We start from the raw sequence: 20,019 nt of genomic DNA, 5'->3' as shown, positions 1-20,019 counted from the left end.
ATTTCTTTTCCCAGTTTCCTAATTACCAATCTGAGAATCTTTGTTTAATACAGTCTCATAAATAATTTCAATCACTACTAAGACAATCTGAATTGCTGCCGCACCCATAAATCCAGACGTTACTCCGTTGTTACCAAAGATACCTGCTACAGCATTGATGACATATGGTGAGAAGGTAATTCCAAGGCTGGTGAATGTCATACAGATTGCAATACCAAGAGAAGCTGCATCCTGTTCACAGCTTTCCAGAATGTAGTAACATGCTGCAACCATCTGCATTGCCGCACCAACACCATAGATAATACCGCCAATGGTAATCATGGACAGGTTCGGTGCTGCAACAATGATCAGATAAGCAATGGCCTGTACACCAACTGCAACAGCCAGTGCATATTTCTTTACAACCTTCAAAATATAACCAAAGATCAGGCTAATAATAATCGTAACAATCTGGTTCCATGCAGAAGCCATACCAACAGATGCAGAATCACCCAGTCCTCCGTTTACGATACGGAAAGCAATATTGGTGTAAAATGCAAAATTCGCTGCTGCCATAAAGAAAGAAAGTAAAGAATAATAAACAACCCCACGAGTCAGGACTTTCTTCCAACCGCTTCCTGCACCTTTACCTACGATACGCACATCCTTCTGTCCTTTTGGAAGACTGATGGCTGTGATCACCAGAACAACTGGTGCCAGGAAATATACATAGTATGCATGCCACCATCCACTCAGTGCCAGATATCCGGTCGCAATGGTGAATACTGCAATCAGTACGGATGAAGCAGCCTGCTTCAGCCCCATAGCTACACCAGAAGTAGTTCCGGTGAAGTTCTCTCCAACGATCGCAGATGCCATAGTGATCATGATACCCTGGCCAAGACCGATGAGACAGCTGGAAAGAATCAGCATACCAAGAGATGTGTGATTAACCAGCGGAATCATACCACCGATGAATTCTACAACCAGCGAGAATTCGATCATCTGTTTCTTCGTAAAGTAAGATGCCAGCAAGCCGGCACACAGGGAAACCGGAATACTCATGGTGGATGGCAGTGTCAGTACCATCTGAATGGTTGTTGCGGATGCATGTGGAAATTGCTCTGCAATAGAAGCAAGTACCGATGAAAATGCGGTGAACGCACTTTGGAATGTTACGAACAACATAATTGGAATCATGATTTTCCAGTTAATCTGTTTGTATACATTCATACTGGATTTTTCGTTAGTCATAGTAAGTTCCTCCCGTCTACTATTTTTTTGATAGTTCAATTGTAGCTACAATGCAAGCTTTTGGTCAATCCGACGAGAGGCCAGAGATTTCGTTTGCTTTTTTCGACAAAATGTAGTATGGTTAGAAAATAAAAATTGTGCACACTATGGGAGATGAGTATATGGATTTGTGTAGTTCTATCATTACAGGAAGCCTGCAGGGAAATTATATTTTTACAATTTATGGTAAGATTGATGATGTGTTTCACCTGAAACGACCGGTTCTGGTAACCGAACGCACCCAGCCAGACAGTCATCTGGTTTATGTGCATACCGGGGATAAAGCTATACCAAAGGCTATGTTTCCTCATTCTAAAGTACACCTTCATTCTCTGCTTATGACCACCTCTATCCTCACAGATGAGGAAAAAGAGTTGTATGACTGTGCCATTGTCTTCTGGCCAAACACCGATATGCAGGAAGTGTTTAACACTATTCAACACCTTTATGACGAATACGAAGACTGGATCCAGCAGTTGAACCAACTAAGCCGCAATGGTGCCAATCTGAATGTGCTTCTGGACTGCAGTCGGAATATGTTCGTGAACCCGCTTCTGGTTCATGGTGCCGATTTTAAATTCATTGCACATTCCAGTTTCATGGATGAGGATAAGAAATATAGTTACTTACTTTCAGAAGGCTCTAAAGATGAGATTTTGAGTACCTTTATGGAAGATGAGGCTTATCGTAATACTTTCAAGATTCACGAGGCCACCGTATTTCCATCCCATGCCACCGGTACCCGAACCATCTATAAGAACATTTTCGACAATCAGAAGCTCCTGTTCCGCATTCTGGTAGCAGAAGTCATACGTCCTTTTCATTCCAGTGATCTGCATCTGCTGGAGATTCTCGCCCAGTATATCCAGTTTTCTCTTTTTCAGGCAGAAAACCTGGGGGACAGCTCTGTCAGCACACTGGAAACTGTGCTTTATAAGATGTTGGATCATCAACTTATAGATGACTATACTTTTAACCGCACTATGGCTGTATACGACTGGATTCCTGATAACTACTATCTTTGTATCAAATTTATGGTTGACAAGCTGGACGTGCAGAATTACACCGTTAAAGCACTGATTTCAGAATTAAAGCAGCTGGTACGTTCCTCCTGCATCTTTGAGTTTCAGCGAGACATTACTATGTATGTAAATCTTGGCGCAGATGCCTCTTCTAGCGATTCTGCTATTGATGCAATCAAAGAATTTGTCCGGGATAATAATCTGAAAGCAGGTATCAGTAACTCCTACTCTGGATTTATGCATATTTTCCAGCTTCTGTATATTCAGGCAGAACGTGCCCTGGACATTGGCCTGCGCTATACTCCATTTAAATGGATCCATCATTTTCAGGATATTGCAGACAAATACATTCTGGAAAAATGTACTGATGAGCTCCCCGCCAATATGCTGTGTGCACCAGAGGTTCTTCAAATGCACTTTTATGATGAAAAAAATAACTCAGAATACTACAATACTTTGAAAACTTATCTGGCTAACAATATGCAGCCCGTATTAACAGCCAAAAAGTTGTTCATTCACCGTACGACCCTGTTATACCGTATGGAAAAGATGGAAGCCCTGTTTCATATAGATCTGGATGATCCTGAAAAACGCATTTTTTATCAGCTATCCATGCTTCTTTTGGAGCAGATGGGTTCCCATGAGATCAAATAGCTTTTTCATTCATCCGACATTTAGTCGTAAAACATTCCAAAACTCTCACGCTATTACGTATTTCTTTCCTCATTTCTTTTCAGTACAATAATTGGTATCTAATACTTTTCATGTACTGCAAAAGAAATGGGGGATTTTACTATGAAACAGCAACACAACTCTAAAAATCCTGGTTTTCCGGCAAAAAGGTATGCTGCCTTTGCTGTTGGTGATGCAGGATATCAGTTCATCTTCTACTGGATCTCTGCCTATGTCATGATCTTTTATACCGATGTGGTGGGAATCCCGACTGCATATGTATCTGTACTGCTTCTTGTCGTAAGGCTCTATGATGCCATCAATGATCCTCTTCTTGGATCTATGATGGATAAAACGAAAAGCCGCTATGGACGATACCGTCCATGGATCGCTATAGGCGGTATTGGATTAGCCGTCAGCACAGCTCTTCTTTTCTGGGCACACCCGGATATGAACTTTGCCGGAAAGATTGTCTATATGTATGTAACCTATATGGTTGCCGTAACATTTTCTACTTTATTTTATATGTCTTATCTGGCCCTTGGCGGCTGTCTCTCGCCGGACAGCATGATCCGTACCAAAGCATCCGGTTACCGTACTGTTATGCAATCTGTCGGAATGCTGCTGATGGGATACCTGACTGTACATTTTATCAGTAAATATCAGGATAGTGCACCAGCATCCGGTTATCTGACCGGCGTAATCGTCACAGCCACAATCGGCGTGGTTCTGATTCTGATCACCGCTGTCAAAAGCCGTGAAGTCATTACTTCCGATGCCAAAGAAAAGATTTCTCTGAAGACTCAGTTCCGTGCCCTGTTTCATAACAAAGCAATTCTTGCCGTGATTGTCTGTATGTTCTGTCACGGGCTGCAGATGCAGGGACGTCAGACTATCGCTACCTATTATTTTACTTACTATGCAGGAAACTTTTCTATTTTCCAGATCTTTAACACCATCAGTGCGGTTCTGGGAATTGTGGGGGCCTTTGCTGCACCTTACCTGTATCAGCTTGTGAAATCCAAGGCAAAAGCTGCACGAATTGCTTTTTATCTCCTGGCCGGATCTATGATCCTGCAATATTTCATTCCATGTCCAAATACTGGTTTTTATATCCTCACCGCTGTCAACGGACTGGGTTCCGGATTGTTTACCGCTCTGATCTTCAGTATGATTCCAGATGCTACGGATTATTCACAGCGCAGAGATAAAATCCGCATCGACGGATTCCTGGCTGCCATGGCTTCCTTCGCTTTCAAAGCCGGCGGATCTATTGGCGCAGCCCTGATCGGAGTAGTTCTGAATGCTACCGGTTATGTAGCAAATCAGATACAGAATGCTGCCACCCTGAAATCCATCAATCTGATGATGACCGTAGCCCCTGCCGCTTTTGTCATTTTGGGGATTCTTGTGCTCTTTACCTATCGGCTGGATGAAACTTCCAACGTTTAGTGTGCCCTCTCATCCGGTGCCTGTTTTTACTTGACAGGCACCGGTTTTTTTCTGCTATTTTTAATTGTAAATCTATATTCAATGTGCTAACATATGCAAGAACTTTCATGCGAAAGGTGCCATGTGCCAGTGGCACATATTCAGCACTGACCAAAATGTGAATGTGCAAACCAATTCTTGAAGGGATATATTATGAACACACATGAAATGGACATGACCACAGGTTCTCTGTGGAAAAAAATATTTGTTTTTTCGATCCCACTGATGTTTTCCAACCTGCTGCAGGTATTTTTTAATATGGCGGATGTGGCAGTTATCGGTCGTTTTGTCGGTGCCATTGCGCTGGGCGCTGTGGGATCTACCACGATTATTGTGACACTGACTACCGGAATTTTGCTGGGGATGGCCAGTGGTGTAAATGCTGTTACCGCTCTCTTTGTCGGATCTCGTGACAGCGAGCGAGTAAGGGAAACTGTGCATACAGCCATTCTGATTTGCCTGGCTGCAGGTATTTTGCTTCTTCTAAGCGGACTGTTTTTTACAAGACCTCTTCTGACTTTAATGAATACCAAGCCGGAGCTGATTGATGGAGCTGCACTTTATCTGACTGTCTATCTGTGCGGCTCTCCGGCCCTTGCGATCTATAACTATGGAAATGCTATTTTAAGTGCCATTGGCGATACAAAGCGGCCACTGACCTATCTGTCGATTGCCGGTGTGATCAACGTGATACTGAATCTGATCTTTGTACTGGTATTTCATCTGGGTGTACTGGGCGTGGCTCTGGCCAGCATTATCTCCCAGTATATCTCTGCATTCCTGGTTCTTAAATTCCTGCTTCAGTGTAAACAAGATTATGGTCTACGTATTCGTGAGATCTCATTTGACCGTGCCATTGCAGGCCAAATTCTGAAAATCAGTGTACCAAGTGCTGTGCAGTACTCTCTGTTTGCTGTTGCCAATCTCTGTATCCAGACCGCGGTAAACAGCTTTGACCATGTGATTGTAGAAGGCAATTCAGCAGCTTCCAATGCCGATACTCTGGTTTACAATATGATGGCTGCTTTTTACACAGCATGTACCAGCTTTATTGCCCAGAATCTGGGAGCCGGAAAAAAGAAACGAATCTGGCACTCCTACCTGATCACTACCTTGTATTCTTTTCTGGTAGGACTGATCCTGGGGCTGTGTATTTTCATTCTACAAAAGCCATTCCTGTCACTGTTTACCAGTGATCCTGATGTAATGAAATATGCACGTGTCCGTATCTCTATCATGGGCCTGTGCTACTGTGTTTCTGCTTTTATGGATAATGCCACTGCCGCAGCAAGAGGCCTTGGAAAGAGTATAGAACCGACCCTGATCGTCATTCTGGGATCCGTAGTTTTCCGCGTTATCTGGATCTATACCGTATTTGCTTACTTCCATACATTGCAGTCCCTGTATCTGGTCTATGTCAGTGCATGGATCCTGACCGCCATTTGCGGAAATCTGTTTTTCATTCACCATTACCGGAAGTTACAGACTGCGCCATAATCTTGATTTAGGCAGAAAAGAGCTGCCATTTCATTGAAATCTTAAATGAAATGGCAGCTCCCACTATTTATTGTTACTTTTCTAATACTCTTTCACTGATTACAGAAGCTTCACAGTCTATCCCATTTTCTTGAATAAGTGTATATATTTTCTGAATCAATTGCTGATCTTCCTCTAACAATTCTGCTATCTGCTCCGCTGTGTCTCCCTTTCGCATTCTTTTTGCTACCAGTTCAGCCAGCTTTTCGATAGATCCCCGTGCTAATCCGATCTGTTCTCCTTTTTTTATCAGTCTGTCTGATTCCAGTTCCAGCACTTGTCCTCCCATAATCTCACCTAACCCTTCTTTGATTTTTTCCGATTTTGAGAAAATGTAACCTGTAATCCGGTTGATTAATTCCATCATATCCCGGAAGCTTTTTTCCTGACCATTTTGTAAAAAGAGCTTTTCGAGGTACCTTTCTATATTTCTGTATTCCGTATACAGCTCTTTTCTTAACGTCCCATCCATCTCCAACTGTTCTCTCAGCTTTTCATAACGGATGATATAAAACGGCAACAGCATCACCAGATTTTTTTCTAACAGTTCTTCCAGTGAATACCACTGCATTCTCAGCACTGGCACCTTGTAATCTACTGATTGTCCATCTGGGAATACTAATTTCAGAACCATACAGTCTTTTGGATTGTCTCCACGTAAATATAATACACAGGAATGCGGGAAACGGATCTGATAGATCCCCTCTTCTTTTTCTGCATATTCTAGCCCAATTGCAAAATCGTATTCGATCATCCGCAGAATCATCGTACTGTCTTCTGTACTCTGACATTCCAGATGATATTTTCGCGATCCAATAATCAAATAAGAATCAGTAATGATTTTCCATTGGCGGTATGATGCTCATTTTCACCTCGCAAAATCGGTGCATCCAATGCATATGTAGTTCCGAATGCTTCGTTAATCAACGGTATTACCAGTTCCGGCATTTTCTCTTTTATAGTCTGAAAAACATCATCAAATATGGTACTATTCTCCATGAGTTCGCTCCTTGTTGTTTTTTACTGTCTCATGTACTTTTTATCATTCATCTTTTGCATATTTGATCTGTTTTTTATTCAGATATTATCTTTTGTAACGTATTTCTCTCAGTTACCTCCTGTACTGATTATAACATAGCACTGGACTTTCAAATATAAAACTTTTGTAAATGCTTGTTTCGAATCTGTCTTTATCCCCACAGTTCTTTCGGATCCGGATACTTCTTACTGTCGCATCCCCATCCATTCTGGTATTTGATGGTCATATAAATCGGATCTTTTCCGTCTTTTACCTGAACATAACAGATACCGTCTTCATCAAATTTATCTGTGATGTCAATTTTCTGATCCCGATAATATACCCAGACGCTTCCATCATCCAGATATTCCACATCTGGTGAATCCCATTCTTCCAGATATTCTTCCGCGGTCAGTGGACGCTCTTTCCCATTTGCTTCATAGGCGATTCCTCCTCCGCTGACTTCTCTTTCTTTTCCATTTTCATCCTTCCATGTGATACTGTAACCGGTTCCGTCATCGGTCACATCCAGCACCGCATCCGTTCGTTCTCCATGCATCCAGATCTGTACCATGCGCTGAATTCCGCCCACATTCATGGCATAGGCTGTCCCAGTTCCACCAAGAAGGACACAGCCTGTTACTATAGCTGCTGCTATCTTCATTTTTATTTTTTTCTGTAAAGCTGCCATCTGTTCTACCTCCTGAAATGAGCATTCACGAGGCTCTAATGCAGAAAATGCGTCCTTATACTTTTCTTTATTCGTCATCTTCCCATTCCTCCTTCAATGAATCCTTCAGCATAGCCCGTCCACGGGAAAGCCGCACTTTCACGTTGCTCTCTGATAATTTCAGAATATCGGCAATTTCCCGCACCGAATAATCTTCGTAATAAAACAGATGAATCACAATCCGATATTTCTCTGGAAGCTTCATGACTTCTTCAAACAGATCTCTGGATTGTGGATCTGGAAATGTCAGTGTTTCCATATAATCTTCCAGAGAACATTTATGCTTTTTCCAAAACGTCACAGTAAGATTCTTTGCTTTATTAATCGCAACTCGTAAAAGCCATGCCCTGATATGCTGCTCACTTTCAAATTCTTTCTTTGTTGTATAATACTGAACGAACGTCTCCTGAACCACATCCTCCGCATCCATCTGATTCTTACAGATGTTAAATGCAGCAGCGTAAAGATTCTTCTGGTAACGCTCTATCAGTTCCTGTACTGGTTGTCTCATGAGTACTCCCCTTTGTTCTGTTTCAGGTACCTTCAATTATAATACAAATGAGCAGATGAAAAGGTTACAGAAAAAACTGCCGTCTCACTTAATTTTAGTGAACACGGCAGCCTCAGTTTTTCAACAGAGCCTCGCTTTATGCCTATTTTTTATCATTCAGCTTTTGCATATTTGATCTGTTTTTCTACTTGTGCAAGTGTCGGCATTGCCGGGATCGCACCTTTTTCTCTACGCAAAGACTTGCCACTGCATTACCAAACCGTACATACTCTTCCAATTCATCCATGGTAAAAACTTCTGGTCTCTTTCCATCTTTGCTGATACAATATAAAAAACCTCCCACGAACGAGTCTCCTGCACCATTAGTATCCACGGCTTTGCTTAGAAATCCGGGAATATATACGCCGCCATCTTGGCAATACAGATATGCTCCATCACTTCCAAGTGTAACTATAACGATCTTAACACCTTTCTGGAACAAAATTTTTGCTGCTTCTTCCGGACTTTCTTTGTCAGTCAACAGTTTCGTTTCTTCATCTGATATTTTCATGATATCCACGTAAGGAACCAGGCTTCGCATATGTTTCTTTGCAGTCTCCTCATCCTGCCATAATGAAGCTCTGTAATTGGGATCATACGAGATAATACTTCCTTTTTCTTTCCAATCATCATTTCCTCCTAAGCAAATATGCTGATAACCAAAGCGCAGATAAGACCGGTAAATCCAATAATCGTCTCCATCATCGCCCATGATTTTAAGGTTGTCTTCTCATCGATTTCAAGCAAGGAACTTACCAGCCAGAAACCAGAATCATTCACATGGCTGAATGCAGTTGCACCACCAGTAATTGCACATACCATTGCCGCACCTACAGATGCTCTTACGAGAGCTGCGATCAGAAATGCAACTAAAATTAGCGGAAGTCCGCTCTCTTGCAGGGCTGGTCCGATGATATCTCCCATTCCACAGTTCTGAAGCACCCAGCGGATAATCCCACCTCCGGTAATTACTAAAAGGATCTGTCCTGTCGGTCGAAGGGATCTGTCCATGATCTTTTTCAGCTGTTCTCCATCATATCCCTGTTTTTTTCCAAGAAAATACATTGCAAACAAGACCGCAATGATCAGTGCTACAAATGGTGTTCCGATAAATTCCAGTACTGGCCGTATTCTGTAAAACACCGGAATATATTCTGAAAGTGTACTGCACAGAATGAGTACCAGCGGAACAAGAATGATCTCAATAACGGTTGAAAATTGTGGAAGATTCGCTTCTTCCTCTTCCCTTACTTCTGAAACTGTGGTTGGCAGTCCGGTATGGATTCTGGTTCCGATAAATTTAGACCATATAATTCCGGCAAAAATAAGTGATAAAATTCCAGTCGGCACGCCAACTGCGATCATAACTCCCAAATCTACTCCAAGCATATTAGCGACCAGGACCGATCCTGCTGATTGAGGTATGAAAGCAAATCCTATTGCAAGACCTGCAAGAAGGGGAATCACATAATACAACGTTGATTTTTTTGTTTTCTTTGCCAGTCCAAAAGCAAGTGGAATCAGAATCACAACTCCTGCCTCAAAAAACACGCTCGTCCCAACTACAAGTCCGGTAATCCCAAGCGCAATCCCTGCTTTTTTCTCACCAAACCGATTTACCAGAGTCTGCGCAACGCACTGTGCTCCACCCGATATTTCCAGTATTCCTCCAAACAGGGATCCCAGACCAATCAGTAATACGATTCCCTGCAGGGTCTCTCCTGCACCTTTTTCTACTGTGTTTACCAAAATCGGAGCTGACATCCCAGCTCCGAGACCGATAACCAGCGCAGAAATCAGCAGAGACAGTACTGGATGAATTTTAAATTTGATAATCAGCAGTAATAATAGTATAATTCCTGCTGCGGCTGCAATCAGCAGTCTTGCCGGATCTGCTGCAAATACTGTTTCTGACATTTTTATTTCCTTCCGTATCTTTTCTGATTAGTGAACATATTAGTGAACATATTTGTGGATTGTTGCTTTTACTGCACCCGGTCCTGCAATCCCTGCAATCATTTCACGGAACATTTCTTCAATCTTTTCCCCAATGCCATCTTTATAAAGATCAGTGAAGAACAAACGCTCATTGGACAAAATTGGTTTCAGCTGATCTTTAAATGTCTCCGGCTTTCCGACTACGATATCACTGAACTGTTCCCCTATTTCTTCATTCATTGGATCTGGTGCAAGTCCAAGTGGGAACTTGCATCCCCAAATGTCAGGAGCTCCGGCTTCTTTTCTCCTCTGGTGAATGGATTGGCGTAAAAGAGCAGAATTCCTTTTCTTGTTTCTGCGCCAAACCTTATCCAGTGATAGGTTTCCTGCGCCGAAAAAGTAATCGTTCCATTGTATTGTCTCCATCCATCTTTTCGTACTTCTTCCAGCAGCACCATCTTTTCCCCATCATTCAGATAAAAAACCTGCGCATTTCGTTCTCTGGTTTTTATCTTCAGTTCGAATCCCATAATTGCGCATTGATCCGGCAGTCTGTCCCCGAAACGATATGCGCCCGGTATCCGCTCTCCGGATGCCTTATAGCATTCACAGAAAAATTGTACTTCGCAGTTTCTGGTTACATAGACGTGACAAGCCTGTATGCTCTTCAGAAACTGTGCCGGTGTCATCTCTTCCATATAACACCATGTAGAAGGGTCTCCCGGTTTTGGTGACACAGCTGCATCTCCATAATGTTCTGTTTCTTTCAGATGCACATCACTTCCGCCTACCGCACAGATCCTGTGACCGTCAGCCCACAGAAGATCTGATAAAGCCACTGCTTTTTTATTGGCTTTTTCTGCATGCTGGTTTGCATCGTGCTCAAACGTAGGATTATTATCCACCTCCAGACAAGTCAGTTTTGACAGCTTTAAATCCATCCATTTCCAGCTCCACTGATCCAGAAATGGATGGTTCAGACTGAAGATCTCATGGTTTCCCACTTTGATCCGGTTAGCATGTCCAATCTCCTGCGTCATCTCCATCCCAGGCAACACCATACAACTGGTCAGTGGCCATTTTTTCTGCCACACATTGTGATCGGTAACCGCATAAAAATCCAGGTCTTCTTTTTCTGCCCTGATCTTCATCTCTCTTGGAGTGTCATGTCCGTCTGACATGGTCGTATGAATATGAAGATCTCCACGGTACCATCGGCTCTCTTCCGCAAAAATCTGCTCCTGCTGCAAGCCCTCATATATTTCCTGTATACCTTCTTTGTTTTCTGTTGCGCTTTGTTGTATCCAGTTATGCGTTGGGAATTCTTCTGAATTATTCAGTCTTTGCCTTTTCAATATTTTCGCAAGATCTTTTACGGAATTCAGACAGATATCGGCCTTGTTTCTGGCATTTTTCTCTTCTCCGGTTAAAACCAGGCAGGTAGCAATTCCAGCCTGCTGTCCGCAGGCAATATCCGTATAGCACCGGTCTCCCACCAGAAGTGCTTCTTCTCTGGTACAGTCATATTTTTCAAGAACATATTCTGCCATCTCCGGATGTGGTTTGCCCAGAAACTGTGGCTTGCGGTTTACCGCAAGAGATATCATATAACTGATTGCCCCGCAGTCCGGTAACATGATGCCATCTTCATAAGGACAACACAGATCTTCATTTGTCGCATACCATGGAACTTTATACTTCTGCAGCACCCGGCACACCGTGGTCTGTGTCTCATAGGTCAGTTCCCGGTTATAGGTGGTCAGCACTGCTGCGATGCCTGTTTCTTCCCGCTCTGTCACATTCAATCCCATTCTGCGGCACTCCCACAGAAATGCTCTGGTTCCAAATACAAAAATTTTCTGGTCACCGTATTGTTTTTTCAGTACCGAGATTGCAAATGTACCGGCTGTGACAAATTCCTCCTCCGATACCCGGATTCCCCAGTTCTGAAACTTATCCACATATTCTGCCACACCTCTGGATGAATTGTTCGTAAAATAACAGCAGATTCCGTGCTGTCTGTGAATCTCTTCAATCAGTTCGGCAGCACCGTCTATAAGCTGTTTCCCCAATGCCAGGGTTCCGTCGATATCCATAATAAATAATCTTTTTTTCATCACTATTTAATCCCCGAATGTACAAAACTCTCAATAAACTGTTTCTGAAATACTACAAACAGAATCAGAAGCGGTGCACACACCAGAAATGTAGCTGCACTGACATCACTCCACTGTGCACCAGTCTCAAAGGACATGGCAAACATGGCAAGTCCCAGAGACAATGGTCTTTTAGATACAGAATCCGTCATAACCAATGGCCATAAGAAGTTATTCCACTGATAGGATACAGAAATCATACCAAACGCCACGAACGCCGGTTTGAGCAGCGGTACATAGACTTTCGTGATAATCTGCATAAAAGATGCGCCCTCTACCTGGGCTGCCTCTTCCAGTTCATAGGGAATGGTCTTGATCGTCTGTCGAACAATCAGTGTTCCCATAGCCGATGCAAAAAACGGAAGAGCGATTCCGATCCGGCTGTCATTTAAGCCAAGTTTTACCATCAGGCTGTAGTTTGGCAGAATCAATACTTCCGGTGCAATCATCATCTGTGCCAGAAAAATCACAAAAAGTACTTTGCTTCCATAGAAGTCCATTCTGGCAAAGGCATACCCTGCAAATGTAACCAATACCAGCTGCACTACAAGCACCAGTAAGGTGATCAGAATTGTGTTGCCATAATATTGTAAAAAAGGAACCGTCTCAAATACGTGACGGATATTTTCCAGTGTGGGTGCTGCCAGCGCGAAAAGATTCAACGCTTTCCCTGATGGGATAAATGCAGTCCGGATAACCCAGATCAGAGGAATCACAGATACTGTCATCAGAATCCACATCAGAGAACGGTAAAAAATATCTCCGATACTCAATTTCTTCATCATTTTTCTTTCCTCATTTTCTCATGTCTAGTACGGTTAATTTTTGTATGATGTACTAGTTGTAATAAGCATGTCTGTCATCATAGAAGAATTTTACTGCTGTCACAATCAGCAGAATTCCTACCAGTATCACTGTCATTGCAGATGCTTTTCCGTTGTTCCAGTAATCAAATCCGGTCTGATAAATGTAAAACAGCAGCATGTTTGTTGCATTGCCGGGGCCACCCTTTGTCATAATATATAAGTGATCTACAGTCTTAAAAGCACTGGTCAGTGCAATAATAAATACATACATGGTAGTCGGTTTTAACAGTGGCCAGGTAATGGCCTTAAATCTGCGAAATCCAGTTGCACCATCTATTTCTGCTGCTTCAAACACTTCTTTTGAAATACCGTTTAATCCGGCAATATAAAATAACATCAGATAGCCTGCCTGTTTCCAGATCAGCATAACAATAATCGCCCAGATTGCAGTCTTTCCGTCTGCCAGAAGCCGCCAGCTGGAATTAATGTATCCCAAAAGTCCATAAATCGGTGTATAGATAAACATCCAGATATTGGCTGCCGCTACCAGAGGAATAAAGGTCGGATAGATGAATCCGATTCTGGTCACGGTCTTTCCCCATTTTCCAAGAGAATTGGAAAAGGATGCCATTGCCACACCCAGTAAAATGTTGGCCGGAACCGTCACCACTGCAATCAAAAGATTGTTCTTCATACATTCCCAGAATACCGGGTCCGTAAGCAGTGCCTGATAATTTGCCAGTCCTGTAAATACCGGCTGTACCGTAGACAGATCATCTTTATAAAAACTGGAAATCAAGCTCTGTATAATCGGATATACGGTAAAGATCCCAAGGAAAATCAGGGATGGCAATAGCAACATCCATGCCCTTATACTGGTTCTCCATTTCTTTTTTCTTGCCCGTTCCTGAATCACAGTCAGGGACACCCGAGATGTCCCTGACTGTATGACCGGACCGGCAAGTACCTGTTGCGTTGTACTCATAGGGTCCTCCTGTTATCTGTATGCCTGAAGAATACCATCTGCAGTCTGCTGTGCGGCAGCCAGTGCTGTTTCTACATCCTGCTGATCAGTCATCACATAAGAAATGGCATCATCAATGGCTTTCTGTACTTCTGCCTGATTGTAAGTGGACAGTTCTGCATATCCATATTCCAGCTGATCTCTTGCTACCAGGCAGTATGGGAATTCTTCTGCATATTTTTTCATACGGTCTGTTTCATAAGCGCTTGGTCTGGTTGCCACATATCCGGTATCAATGCTCCACTGAGCTACACGTTCATCATCTGTCATCCATTTAATGAAATCAAAAGCTGCCTGCTGGCGTTCTTCTGATACCCCCTTGAAAATATAGAAGTTCCCGCCACCTGTCGGAGAACCGAAGGATTCATTTTCCGGAAGCATTGCCACACCAAAATCAAAAGTAGCATTGTTCTTCACATTGGTCAGGTTACCGGTTGTGTGATACATCATGGCTGTTTTTCCTTCCAGAAAATCAGAAGGTGTGGTTGCCCATGCTACGATACCAGATGGCTGTGATCCATCCTCTGACAGGCTCTTCCAGAATTTCAACCCGGTTGCTGTTCGGTCATCGTCATAATAGGTCTCTGTTCCAGTATCATTCATCAGATTGAATCCGTCCTGCTGTACACAGAATGTCTGAAGCATCCAGTATGCATAACCATCAGATGGAATCTGAATACCGTACTGGGTGGTCTGTCCGTTTTCGGTAATCGTCAGCTTCTGTGCATCTTCATACAGTTCATCCCAGGTTGTTGGAGGCTGTTCCGGATCCAGACCGGCTGCTTCAAATGCGTCTTTATTATAGTAGAGGACAATAGTACTTCTCTGCCACGGAATACCATAAGTGGTCTCTCCGTCACGGCTATTCATCATGAATCCATCGTAAAATCCATTCAGCCATTCCTGATCTTCTTCTGTGGTACAGAAGCTGTCAATGTCTGCAATGGCATCCATAGCCAGCAGAGAATACAAATCTATGGAAAACATAATCGCCAGATCCGGTGTATTGCCGCCTTTGATGGCCGCCTGTACTTTTGTTCTGGTATCTGCATAACTTCCCGCATAAACCGGTGTCACGGTAATATTCGGATTTTCTTCATGATACTGCGCACACAGATCATCAATTAGTGCATCCGGACCGCCTCCTACAGAAACTGGGAAATACATGGTCAGTTCCATTGGTTCTGTTGTTGTCGTTTCTTCCTGTGCGAATCCTGTGGTTCCAAGGCTGCCTGCCAGCATCGTTCCTGCCAGAAGCATACAAATTTTTTTCTTCATCTTTTTCTCCTCTCCTGATCGTTATCAGATGAATCCAGTATAAAGAAAAAAATTTTACCCCACTATCATAGTGGGGTAAAGTTTCTGTAAAATCTATGGAAAAGATTGTAAAAATTCTGTGAAGTTCTGAACTGAAAATGCCATTCCACTATCTAACCAGACTATGGAACAGCATTTTTTACTTTTACTACTTCTTCAAACTCCTGCATACAGATCGGCCGGTAATAGTAATAACCCTGCAGTTCGTCACACCCTTCCTGAATCAAAAAATCTGCGGCTTCTTTGGTCTCTACACCTTCGCAGACTATACTCTTCCCGGTTCGTTTTAACAGATGGAAGATCTCCTGTAATACAATACGTCCCTTTTCCGTCAGACTGCCGTCCAGAAACCGCTTGTCTATCTTGACTTCATCAAAAGCGATGTCTTTCAATGTATTCAGGGAAGAGTAGCCGGAACCGAAATCATCCATGGAGATGCGAATCTTATACTGATGCATGATGTCGATCATCTGGTTTACCGCCTCCCGGTTACGGATATAGGCACTTTCTGTAATCTCAAAGACCAGATATCTGGTATCTATGCCATATTCTTCGATCAGCGCCAAAAGCTTTTGTGTAAATGCCTCAATATTGCGGAAATGACATGGGGAAATATTGAGAGACAATGTTATCTTTCCTGCGGACTGTTCTCTCTGCTTTACCATCCACTGAAATGCCTGCTCATATACATAGAAATCCAACTGTTCTACTTTTCCGCATTCTTCCAGCACCGGAATGAATCTGTCCGGTGCCCAGATCTCCCCGTCGCTTCTCTGCCAGCGTACCAGTACTTCTGCACTGGTAATTTCTGCTTCTTTCCCGGAGATCTTGGGCTGAAAATAGAGCTGGAACTCATGCTTCTCCAATGCACTCTGGAATGAATGCAGCACATCCGCACGCCTCAGTTCTGCCTGCTGCAGTTCCTCTGTATAGGCACAGATTCCTTCCACCTGCTCTTTTGCTTTTCTTCGTGCTGTATTGGTATGGGAAATGATTTTTTCCGTATTCTCTTCCCTGTTCAAATCATAATAAATTCCGGTATTCATAGAGAAATACTGAATTGGATAATTCTCCAGTACCTCGCGTGCAATCGCATGATTATTTTTGTCAATCAGTTGCCTGCAGCTGTCAAAATCTTCCCCACTCACATCAATGATTGCCACAAACACATCGGAATGAAATCTTCCGGCAAATACTACTTTGGGAAAAGCCTCCAGTCTCTTGCATACATAATGCAAAATCTCATTTCCCATCTGATATCCCCATAACTCATTAATCAGATGAAAGTCTTTGACATCCATCATCAACAGCATATAAGTCTTATGTTCTTCCCCATTATTTTTCAGGGTAAACAGCTTTCCGGCCAGCTCTTTCATCGTGATCATGTGCCCGGCATCCAGCGTCACTGTTCTTGCCATCTGTATTTTGCTGCTGTTGCCTTTCTTAAATGCCTTGTCCCGGTACATCTTCTCATCTGCATGTTTCATCAAATCCTGCACCAGATAATAATGATTCTTATAGCTGACTTCATAGCCCACTGCATAACTGATCTCATGTACCGCCTGCATATTATATGCATCCACAATCTTCTGTAGCTGCATATTCATTTTTTCCAGTTCGTCCAGAGATGTATGCTCCTGAATGATAACAAATTCATCCCCACCATATCTGGCCAGGAAGCTGTTTTCTGTCAGGATTCTGGTCAGGCATGCTGCAAATGTCCTGATAAAACGATCCCCCTCATCATGACCGAAGGTGTCATTAATATACTTCAGGCCATTCATGTCAAACATCATAATCCCCACATCCAGAGTATCATCCAGTTCCTGGATCTGGTTCAGCTTCTTTTCCAGTGCTTTTTTATTATGGATCCCTACCGCATCTGTTGCTTCGCTCTGCATCATATTCTGTACATAATCTTTCAGGGCCAGCGTCAGGGAACATCCAAATAAGGCAATTCCAATCAGTATCACACGTACCAGCACTGCCACTGTAGTATCATAATGAATCAGATTATCCAGATGAAAAGCCACCACAAGTAAAAACAGCAGGAATAATACCAGCTGTATATTACATAAATAAATTAGTTTCTTATTAAATTTCACGCTTCTTCTCCCTTTAGTCTTTTCTATCTGCTATTATTCTGCAATCAAAATCACATTCTGTGCCAGCCGCTTCTCCAGCCCGATCTTACTCTCTTTAATTAGTACAATAAAATAACCATGTAATTCAGACAATACTTCAATCGTAGCACCTGTCGTAAATCCCAGTGTCTCCAGATAATGCTTCTGTTTATCCAGTCCACAGATTCTAGCTATCGTATATATTTTATGAAATTCTGCCAGATTCAATGGCATAACAACACCTCACTATTCGTGACTTATGAAAGTTAGTTTTTGCTAACGATAAATGTACCATGTTTTTTCGAATCTGTAAACTGTTTTTTCAGTATTCTTTAACAGAAAAAAGGGAATCCGAGCCGAAACTTTTCGTTTGGTCGGATTCCTTTTTCTTTTACCTATTTAAATTTAATAACTGCTTTAATTGCTACACCAGACTGTGCATCTTCAAATGCCTTCATTGCATCCCGATACTCATAGACCTGTATAATCTTTTTTAAATCATCCTGTATAAGATCCATAATACCACCAACTACGGAACTGCCATCTGATTTTCGATACGGATACGGACCTTTTGCGCCTACTACTGTCAGCTCCTTTCTGAAAATTGGAAGTGGTTCAAAATTGTCAATTCCATTATGGTATACGCTTCCAACCACAATTCGGCCGCCATATCGAACAATCTGTATGGCATCCACAAGGACTTTTGCTGTTCCGGTAGCTTCTATTGCAATATCTGCCCCATTCTTTCCACAAATTTCCCGGATCTGATCCATTCCCGTTTCATTGTTAGCAACAACTGCATCAAAAATCCCTTTGCTTCTCACCTGTTCCAGACGCGTCGGTCTTCGTCCTACTCCAATAACGCATCCTGCTCCAAGCCTTTTTAAGATCATGCCTGCAATTAATCCCATGGCACCTATTCCAAATATCACAACGCTGTCTCCTGGTTTCATTTCTGCACGTGAGGCTATACGATAGGCACAATTGGTTGGTTCCATTAACGTTGCTGTTATGTCATCTATCGTATCCGGGATCTTACTCAAAAAACTGTACTCCGGTTCACTTCTGACAAGCGTTTCTTCTGTAAATCCACCTGGAATTAATGCATCATTCATGCTTCTGCAATAATTTTCCATTCCATTCAGGCAACACCAGCACTGGCCACAGGTTCTGGAAAGTTCGCTTGCAATACGATCTCCTTTTTTTACTCCAGAGCTTTCCTCAGATGTCTCTGTAACAACACCAGAAAATTCATGTCCGAAGTAAAGTTCATTTTTCATATTCCTTTTGCCAGATAGCAATGCCAGGTCACTTCCACAGATGGCGCATGCGCTTACATCTACTTTTACCATTCCACTTTGTAATTCTATTTCAGAATCCAGTGTCTGTAATTTTAATTCTCCTGGAGCTAATAAAGCTATTTTTTTCATGTTCTCTTTCTCCGTTTCAGAAATTATCTTATTTCCACTTTACGGTAATTCAGTTCTTTCATTTTTTCAAGAAGTTCTTTTTCCTGATCAGATGTAAGATTTTCCAACGGACGACGCATTTTGGTTGTAGCAATCACCCCTTCTGCCTTCAAAATCACCTTATAAGCTGCGATATTATTAATTTCACACATTGTTGCATTAAGAATATTGGTTCGTCTTTGCAGCTTAGTAGCAAGTTTATAATCTCCTGCCTGTAATGCATTCCAAATTGCGCAGTAATGTTCCGGAATACACATAGCATTTCCTGAAATAACTCCATCGCCCCCAACTGCTACAACCGCTTCAAACAAATGATCCGGTCCAACTAAAACACTGAAATTTTCATGATTCACTGTCATCAGCAGTTGGAGTCTTGTCATATCCGGGAAACTGTATTTTGCACCAATCACATTTTTACATTCCTTCACAACCATTTCACAGGTATCTTTTGTAAGATCGTTAATGGCATTCTGTTTAATTCCATAAAGATACACTGGAAAATCTTCCGGTACACTTTTTGCAACTGCAATATAATAATCTGCAATTCCCCGGTCGCTTATCTGATAAAAAACAGGTGTTACCACGCCAATGCCATCTGCACCGATTGCTACGGCATGCTGTGCAAGTTCAATGGTATCTTTCAAATTCCATGCTCCCACATGAACAAATACCGGAACTCGTCCTGCTGCCTGCTTTACTACCATTTCAGCAATCATTTTTCTTTCTTCTACTGTAAGATACATCATCTCTCCTGTTGTTCCGCATGGATACAGGCACTGCATTCCATTTTTGATGCAATGTTCTGTCAGGTTTTTCAGAGATTCTATATCTATTCCATCGTCCTCTGTTAATGGTGTGATAATCGGAATAACTGTTCCAAATAATTTTTTCATAA

19 protein-coding genes are annotated in these 20,019 nt (G+C 42.4%); 3 read left to right on the top strand and 16 right to left on the bottom strand.

Annotation, left to right across the window (positions count from 1 at the left end; all coding sequences use genetic code 11):
• Positions 1–18: 18 nt before the first annotated feature.
• Positions 19–1,233 (bottom strand): MFS transporter, encoded by a 1,215-nt coding sequence (locus tag OCV47_RS02955; protein ID WP_262653617.1) that lies wholly within the window; start codon positions 1,231–1,233, stop codon positions 19–21.
• A 161-nt stretch (positions 1,234–1,394) separates the two neighbouring features.
• On the opposite strand from OCV47_RS02955, the gene OCV47_RS02950 reads away from it, so the two are divergent.
• The 3 genes from OCV47_RS02950 to OCV47_RS02940 all read left to right on the top strand — a co-directional run bounded on the left by OCV47_RS02950 (position 1,395) and on the right by OCV47_RS02940 (position 5,954).
• Positions 1,395–2,948 (top strand): PucR family transcriptional regulator, encoded by a 1,554-nt coding sequence (locus tag OCV47_RS02950; protein ID WP_262653616.1) that lies wholly within the window; start codon positions 1,395–1,397, stop codon positions 2,946–2,948.
• Positions 2,949–3,089: 141 nt separating this feature from the next.
• Complete coding sequence (locus OCV47_RS02945; RefSeq protein WP_262653615.1) at positions 3,090–4,418, top strand: MFS transporter; 1,329 nt, start codon at positions 3,090–3,092, stop codon at positions 4,416–4,418.
• Positions 4,419–4,610: 192 nt separating this feature from the next.
• Positions 4,611–5,954 carry an MATE family efflux transporter gene (locus tag OCV47_RS02940; protein WP_262653614.1) on the top strand — a complete coding sequence of 448 codons (1,344 nt, stop codon included), beginning with the start codon at positions 4,611–4,613 and terminating at the stop codon, positions 5,952–5,954.
• Positions 5,955–6,027: 73 nt separating this feature from the next.
• On the opposite strand, the gene OCV47_RS02935 is transcribed toward OCV47_RS02940, so the two are convergent.
• From OCV47_RS02935 to OCV47_RS02865, 15 genes are all read right to left on the bottom strand, one after another.
• Positions 6,028–6,759: a hypothetical protein gene (locus tag OCV47_RS02935; protein ID WP_262653612.1), complete on the bottom strand. Its 732-nt coding sequence runs from the start codon at positions 6,757–6,759 to the stop codon at positions 6,028–6,030.
• Positions 6,760–6,812: 53 nt separating this feature from the next.
• Complete coding sequence (locus OCV47_RS02930) at positions 6,813–6,992, bottom strand: hypothetical protein (protein ID WP_262653610.1); 180 nt, start codon at positions 6,990–6,992, stop codon at positions 6,813–6,815.
• Positions 6,993–7,183: 191 nt separating this feature from the next.
• Positions 7,184–7,780, bottom strand: coding sequence for a hypothetical protein (locus OCV47_RS02925; RefSeq protein ID WP_117449368.1), 597 nt, complete (start codon positions 7,778–7,780; stop codon positions 7,184–7,186).
• Positions 7,770–8,252 (bottom strand): RNA polymerase sigma factor, encoded by a 483-nt coding sequence (locus OCV47_RS02920; protein ID WP_117449369.1) that lies wholly within the window; start codon positions 8,250–8,252, stop codon positions 7,770–7,772. The genes OCV47_RS02925 and OCV47_RS02920 overlap by 11 nt, the downstream gene beginning before the upstream one ends.
• A gap of 184 nt (positions 8,253–8,436) precedes the next feature.
• Positions 8,437–9,003 carry a carbohydrate kinase family protein gene (locus tag OCV47_RS02915; protein WP_262653608.1) on the bottom strand — a complete coding sequence of 189 codons (567 nt, stop codon included), beginning with the start codon at positions 9,001–9,003 and terminating at the stop codon, positions 8,437–8,439.
• Positions 8,931–10,208, bottom strand: coding sequence for a GntP family permease (locus OCV47_RS02910; protein WP_262653607.1), 1,278 nt, complete (start codon positions 10,206–10,208; stop codon positions 8,931–8,933). The genes OCV47_RS02915 and OCV47_RS02910 overlap by 73 nt, the downstream gene beginning before the upstream one ends.
• 39 nt (positions 10,209–10,247) lie before the next feature.
• Complete coding sequence (locus OCV47_RS02905) at positions 10,248–10,469, bottom strand: hypothetical protein (RefSeq protein ID WP_262653606.1); 222 nt, start codon at positions 10,467–10,469, stop codon at positions 10,248–10,250.
• The gene (locus OCV47_RS02900) at positions 10,466–12,346 is read right to left on the bottom strand and encodes an HAD-IIA family hydrolase (RefSeq protein ID WP_262653604.1); all 1,881 of its coding nucleotides are present in this window, start codon (positions 12,344–12,346) and stop codon (positions 10,466–10,468) included. The genes OCV47_RS02905 and OCV47_RS02900 overlap by 4 nt, the downstream gene beginning before the upstream one ends.
• Before the next feature lie 2 nt (positions 12,347–12,348).
• Entirely contained in the window at positions 12,349–13,170 is an 822-nt protein-coding gene (locus OCV47_RS02895) for a carbohydrate ABC transporter permease (RefSeq protein ID WP_262653603.1), read from the bottom strand.
• A gap of 52 nt (positions 13,171–13,222) precedes the next feature.
• The gene (locus OCV47_RS02890; protein WP_262653602.1) at positions 13,223–14,176 is read right to left on the bottom strand and encodes a carbohydrate ABC transporter permease; all 954 of its coding nucleotides are present in this window, start codon (positions 14,174–14,176) and stop codon (positions 13,223–13,225) included.
• A gap of 12 nt (positions 14,177–14,188) precedes the next feature.
• Entirely contained in the window at positions 14,189–15,493 is a 1,305-nt protein-coding gene (locus OCV47_RS02885) for an ABC transporter substrate-binding protein (protein ID WP_256298742.1), read from the bottom strand.
• 161 nt (positions 15,494–15,654) lie between these two features.
• Entirely contained in the window at positions 15,655–17,637 is a 1,983-nt protein-coding gene (locus OCV47_RS02880; protein WP_262653601.1) for an EAL domain-containing protein, read from the bottom strand.
• Positions 17,638–17,670: 33 nt separating this feature from the next.
• Positions 17,671–17,889 carry a FeoA family protein gene (locus OCV47_RS02875; protein WP_117449374.1) on the bottom strand — a complete coding sequence of 73 codons (219 nt, stop codon included), beginning with the start codon at positions 17,887–17,889 and terminating at the stop codon, positions 17,671–17,673.
• Positions 17,890–18,050: 161 nt separating this feature from the next.
• A complete protein-coding gene (locus OCV47_RS02870; RefSeq protein ID WP_256298740.1) occupies positions 18,051–19,085 on the bottom strand; it encodes a zinc-dependent alcohol dehydrogenase in 1,035 nt (344 codons plus the stop codon).
• 23 nt (positions 19,086–19,108) lie between these two features.
• Positions 19,109–20,017: a dihydrodipicolinate synthase family protein gene (locus OCV47_RS02865; protein ID WP_256298739.1), complete on the bottom strand. Its 909-nt coding sequence runs from the start codon at positions 20,015–20,017 to the stop codon at positions 19,109–19,111.
• Positions 20,018–20,019: the final 2 nt, after the last annotated feature.

Source organism: Muricoprocola aceti (genome assembly GCF_025567005.1).
In the GTDB taxonomy this organism is placed as follows: Bacteria; Bacillota; Clostridia; order Lachnospirales; family Lachnospiraceae; genus Marvinbryantia; species Marvinbryantia aceti.
This window is presented reverse-complemented; position numbering and strand designations above follow the sequence as displayed.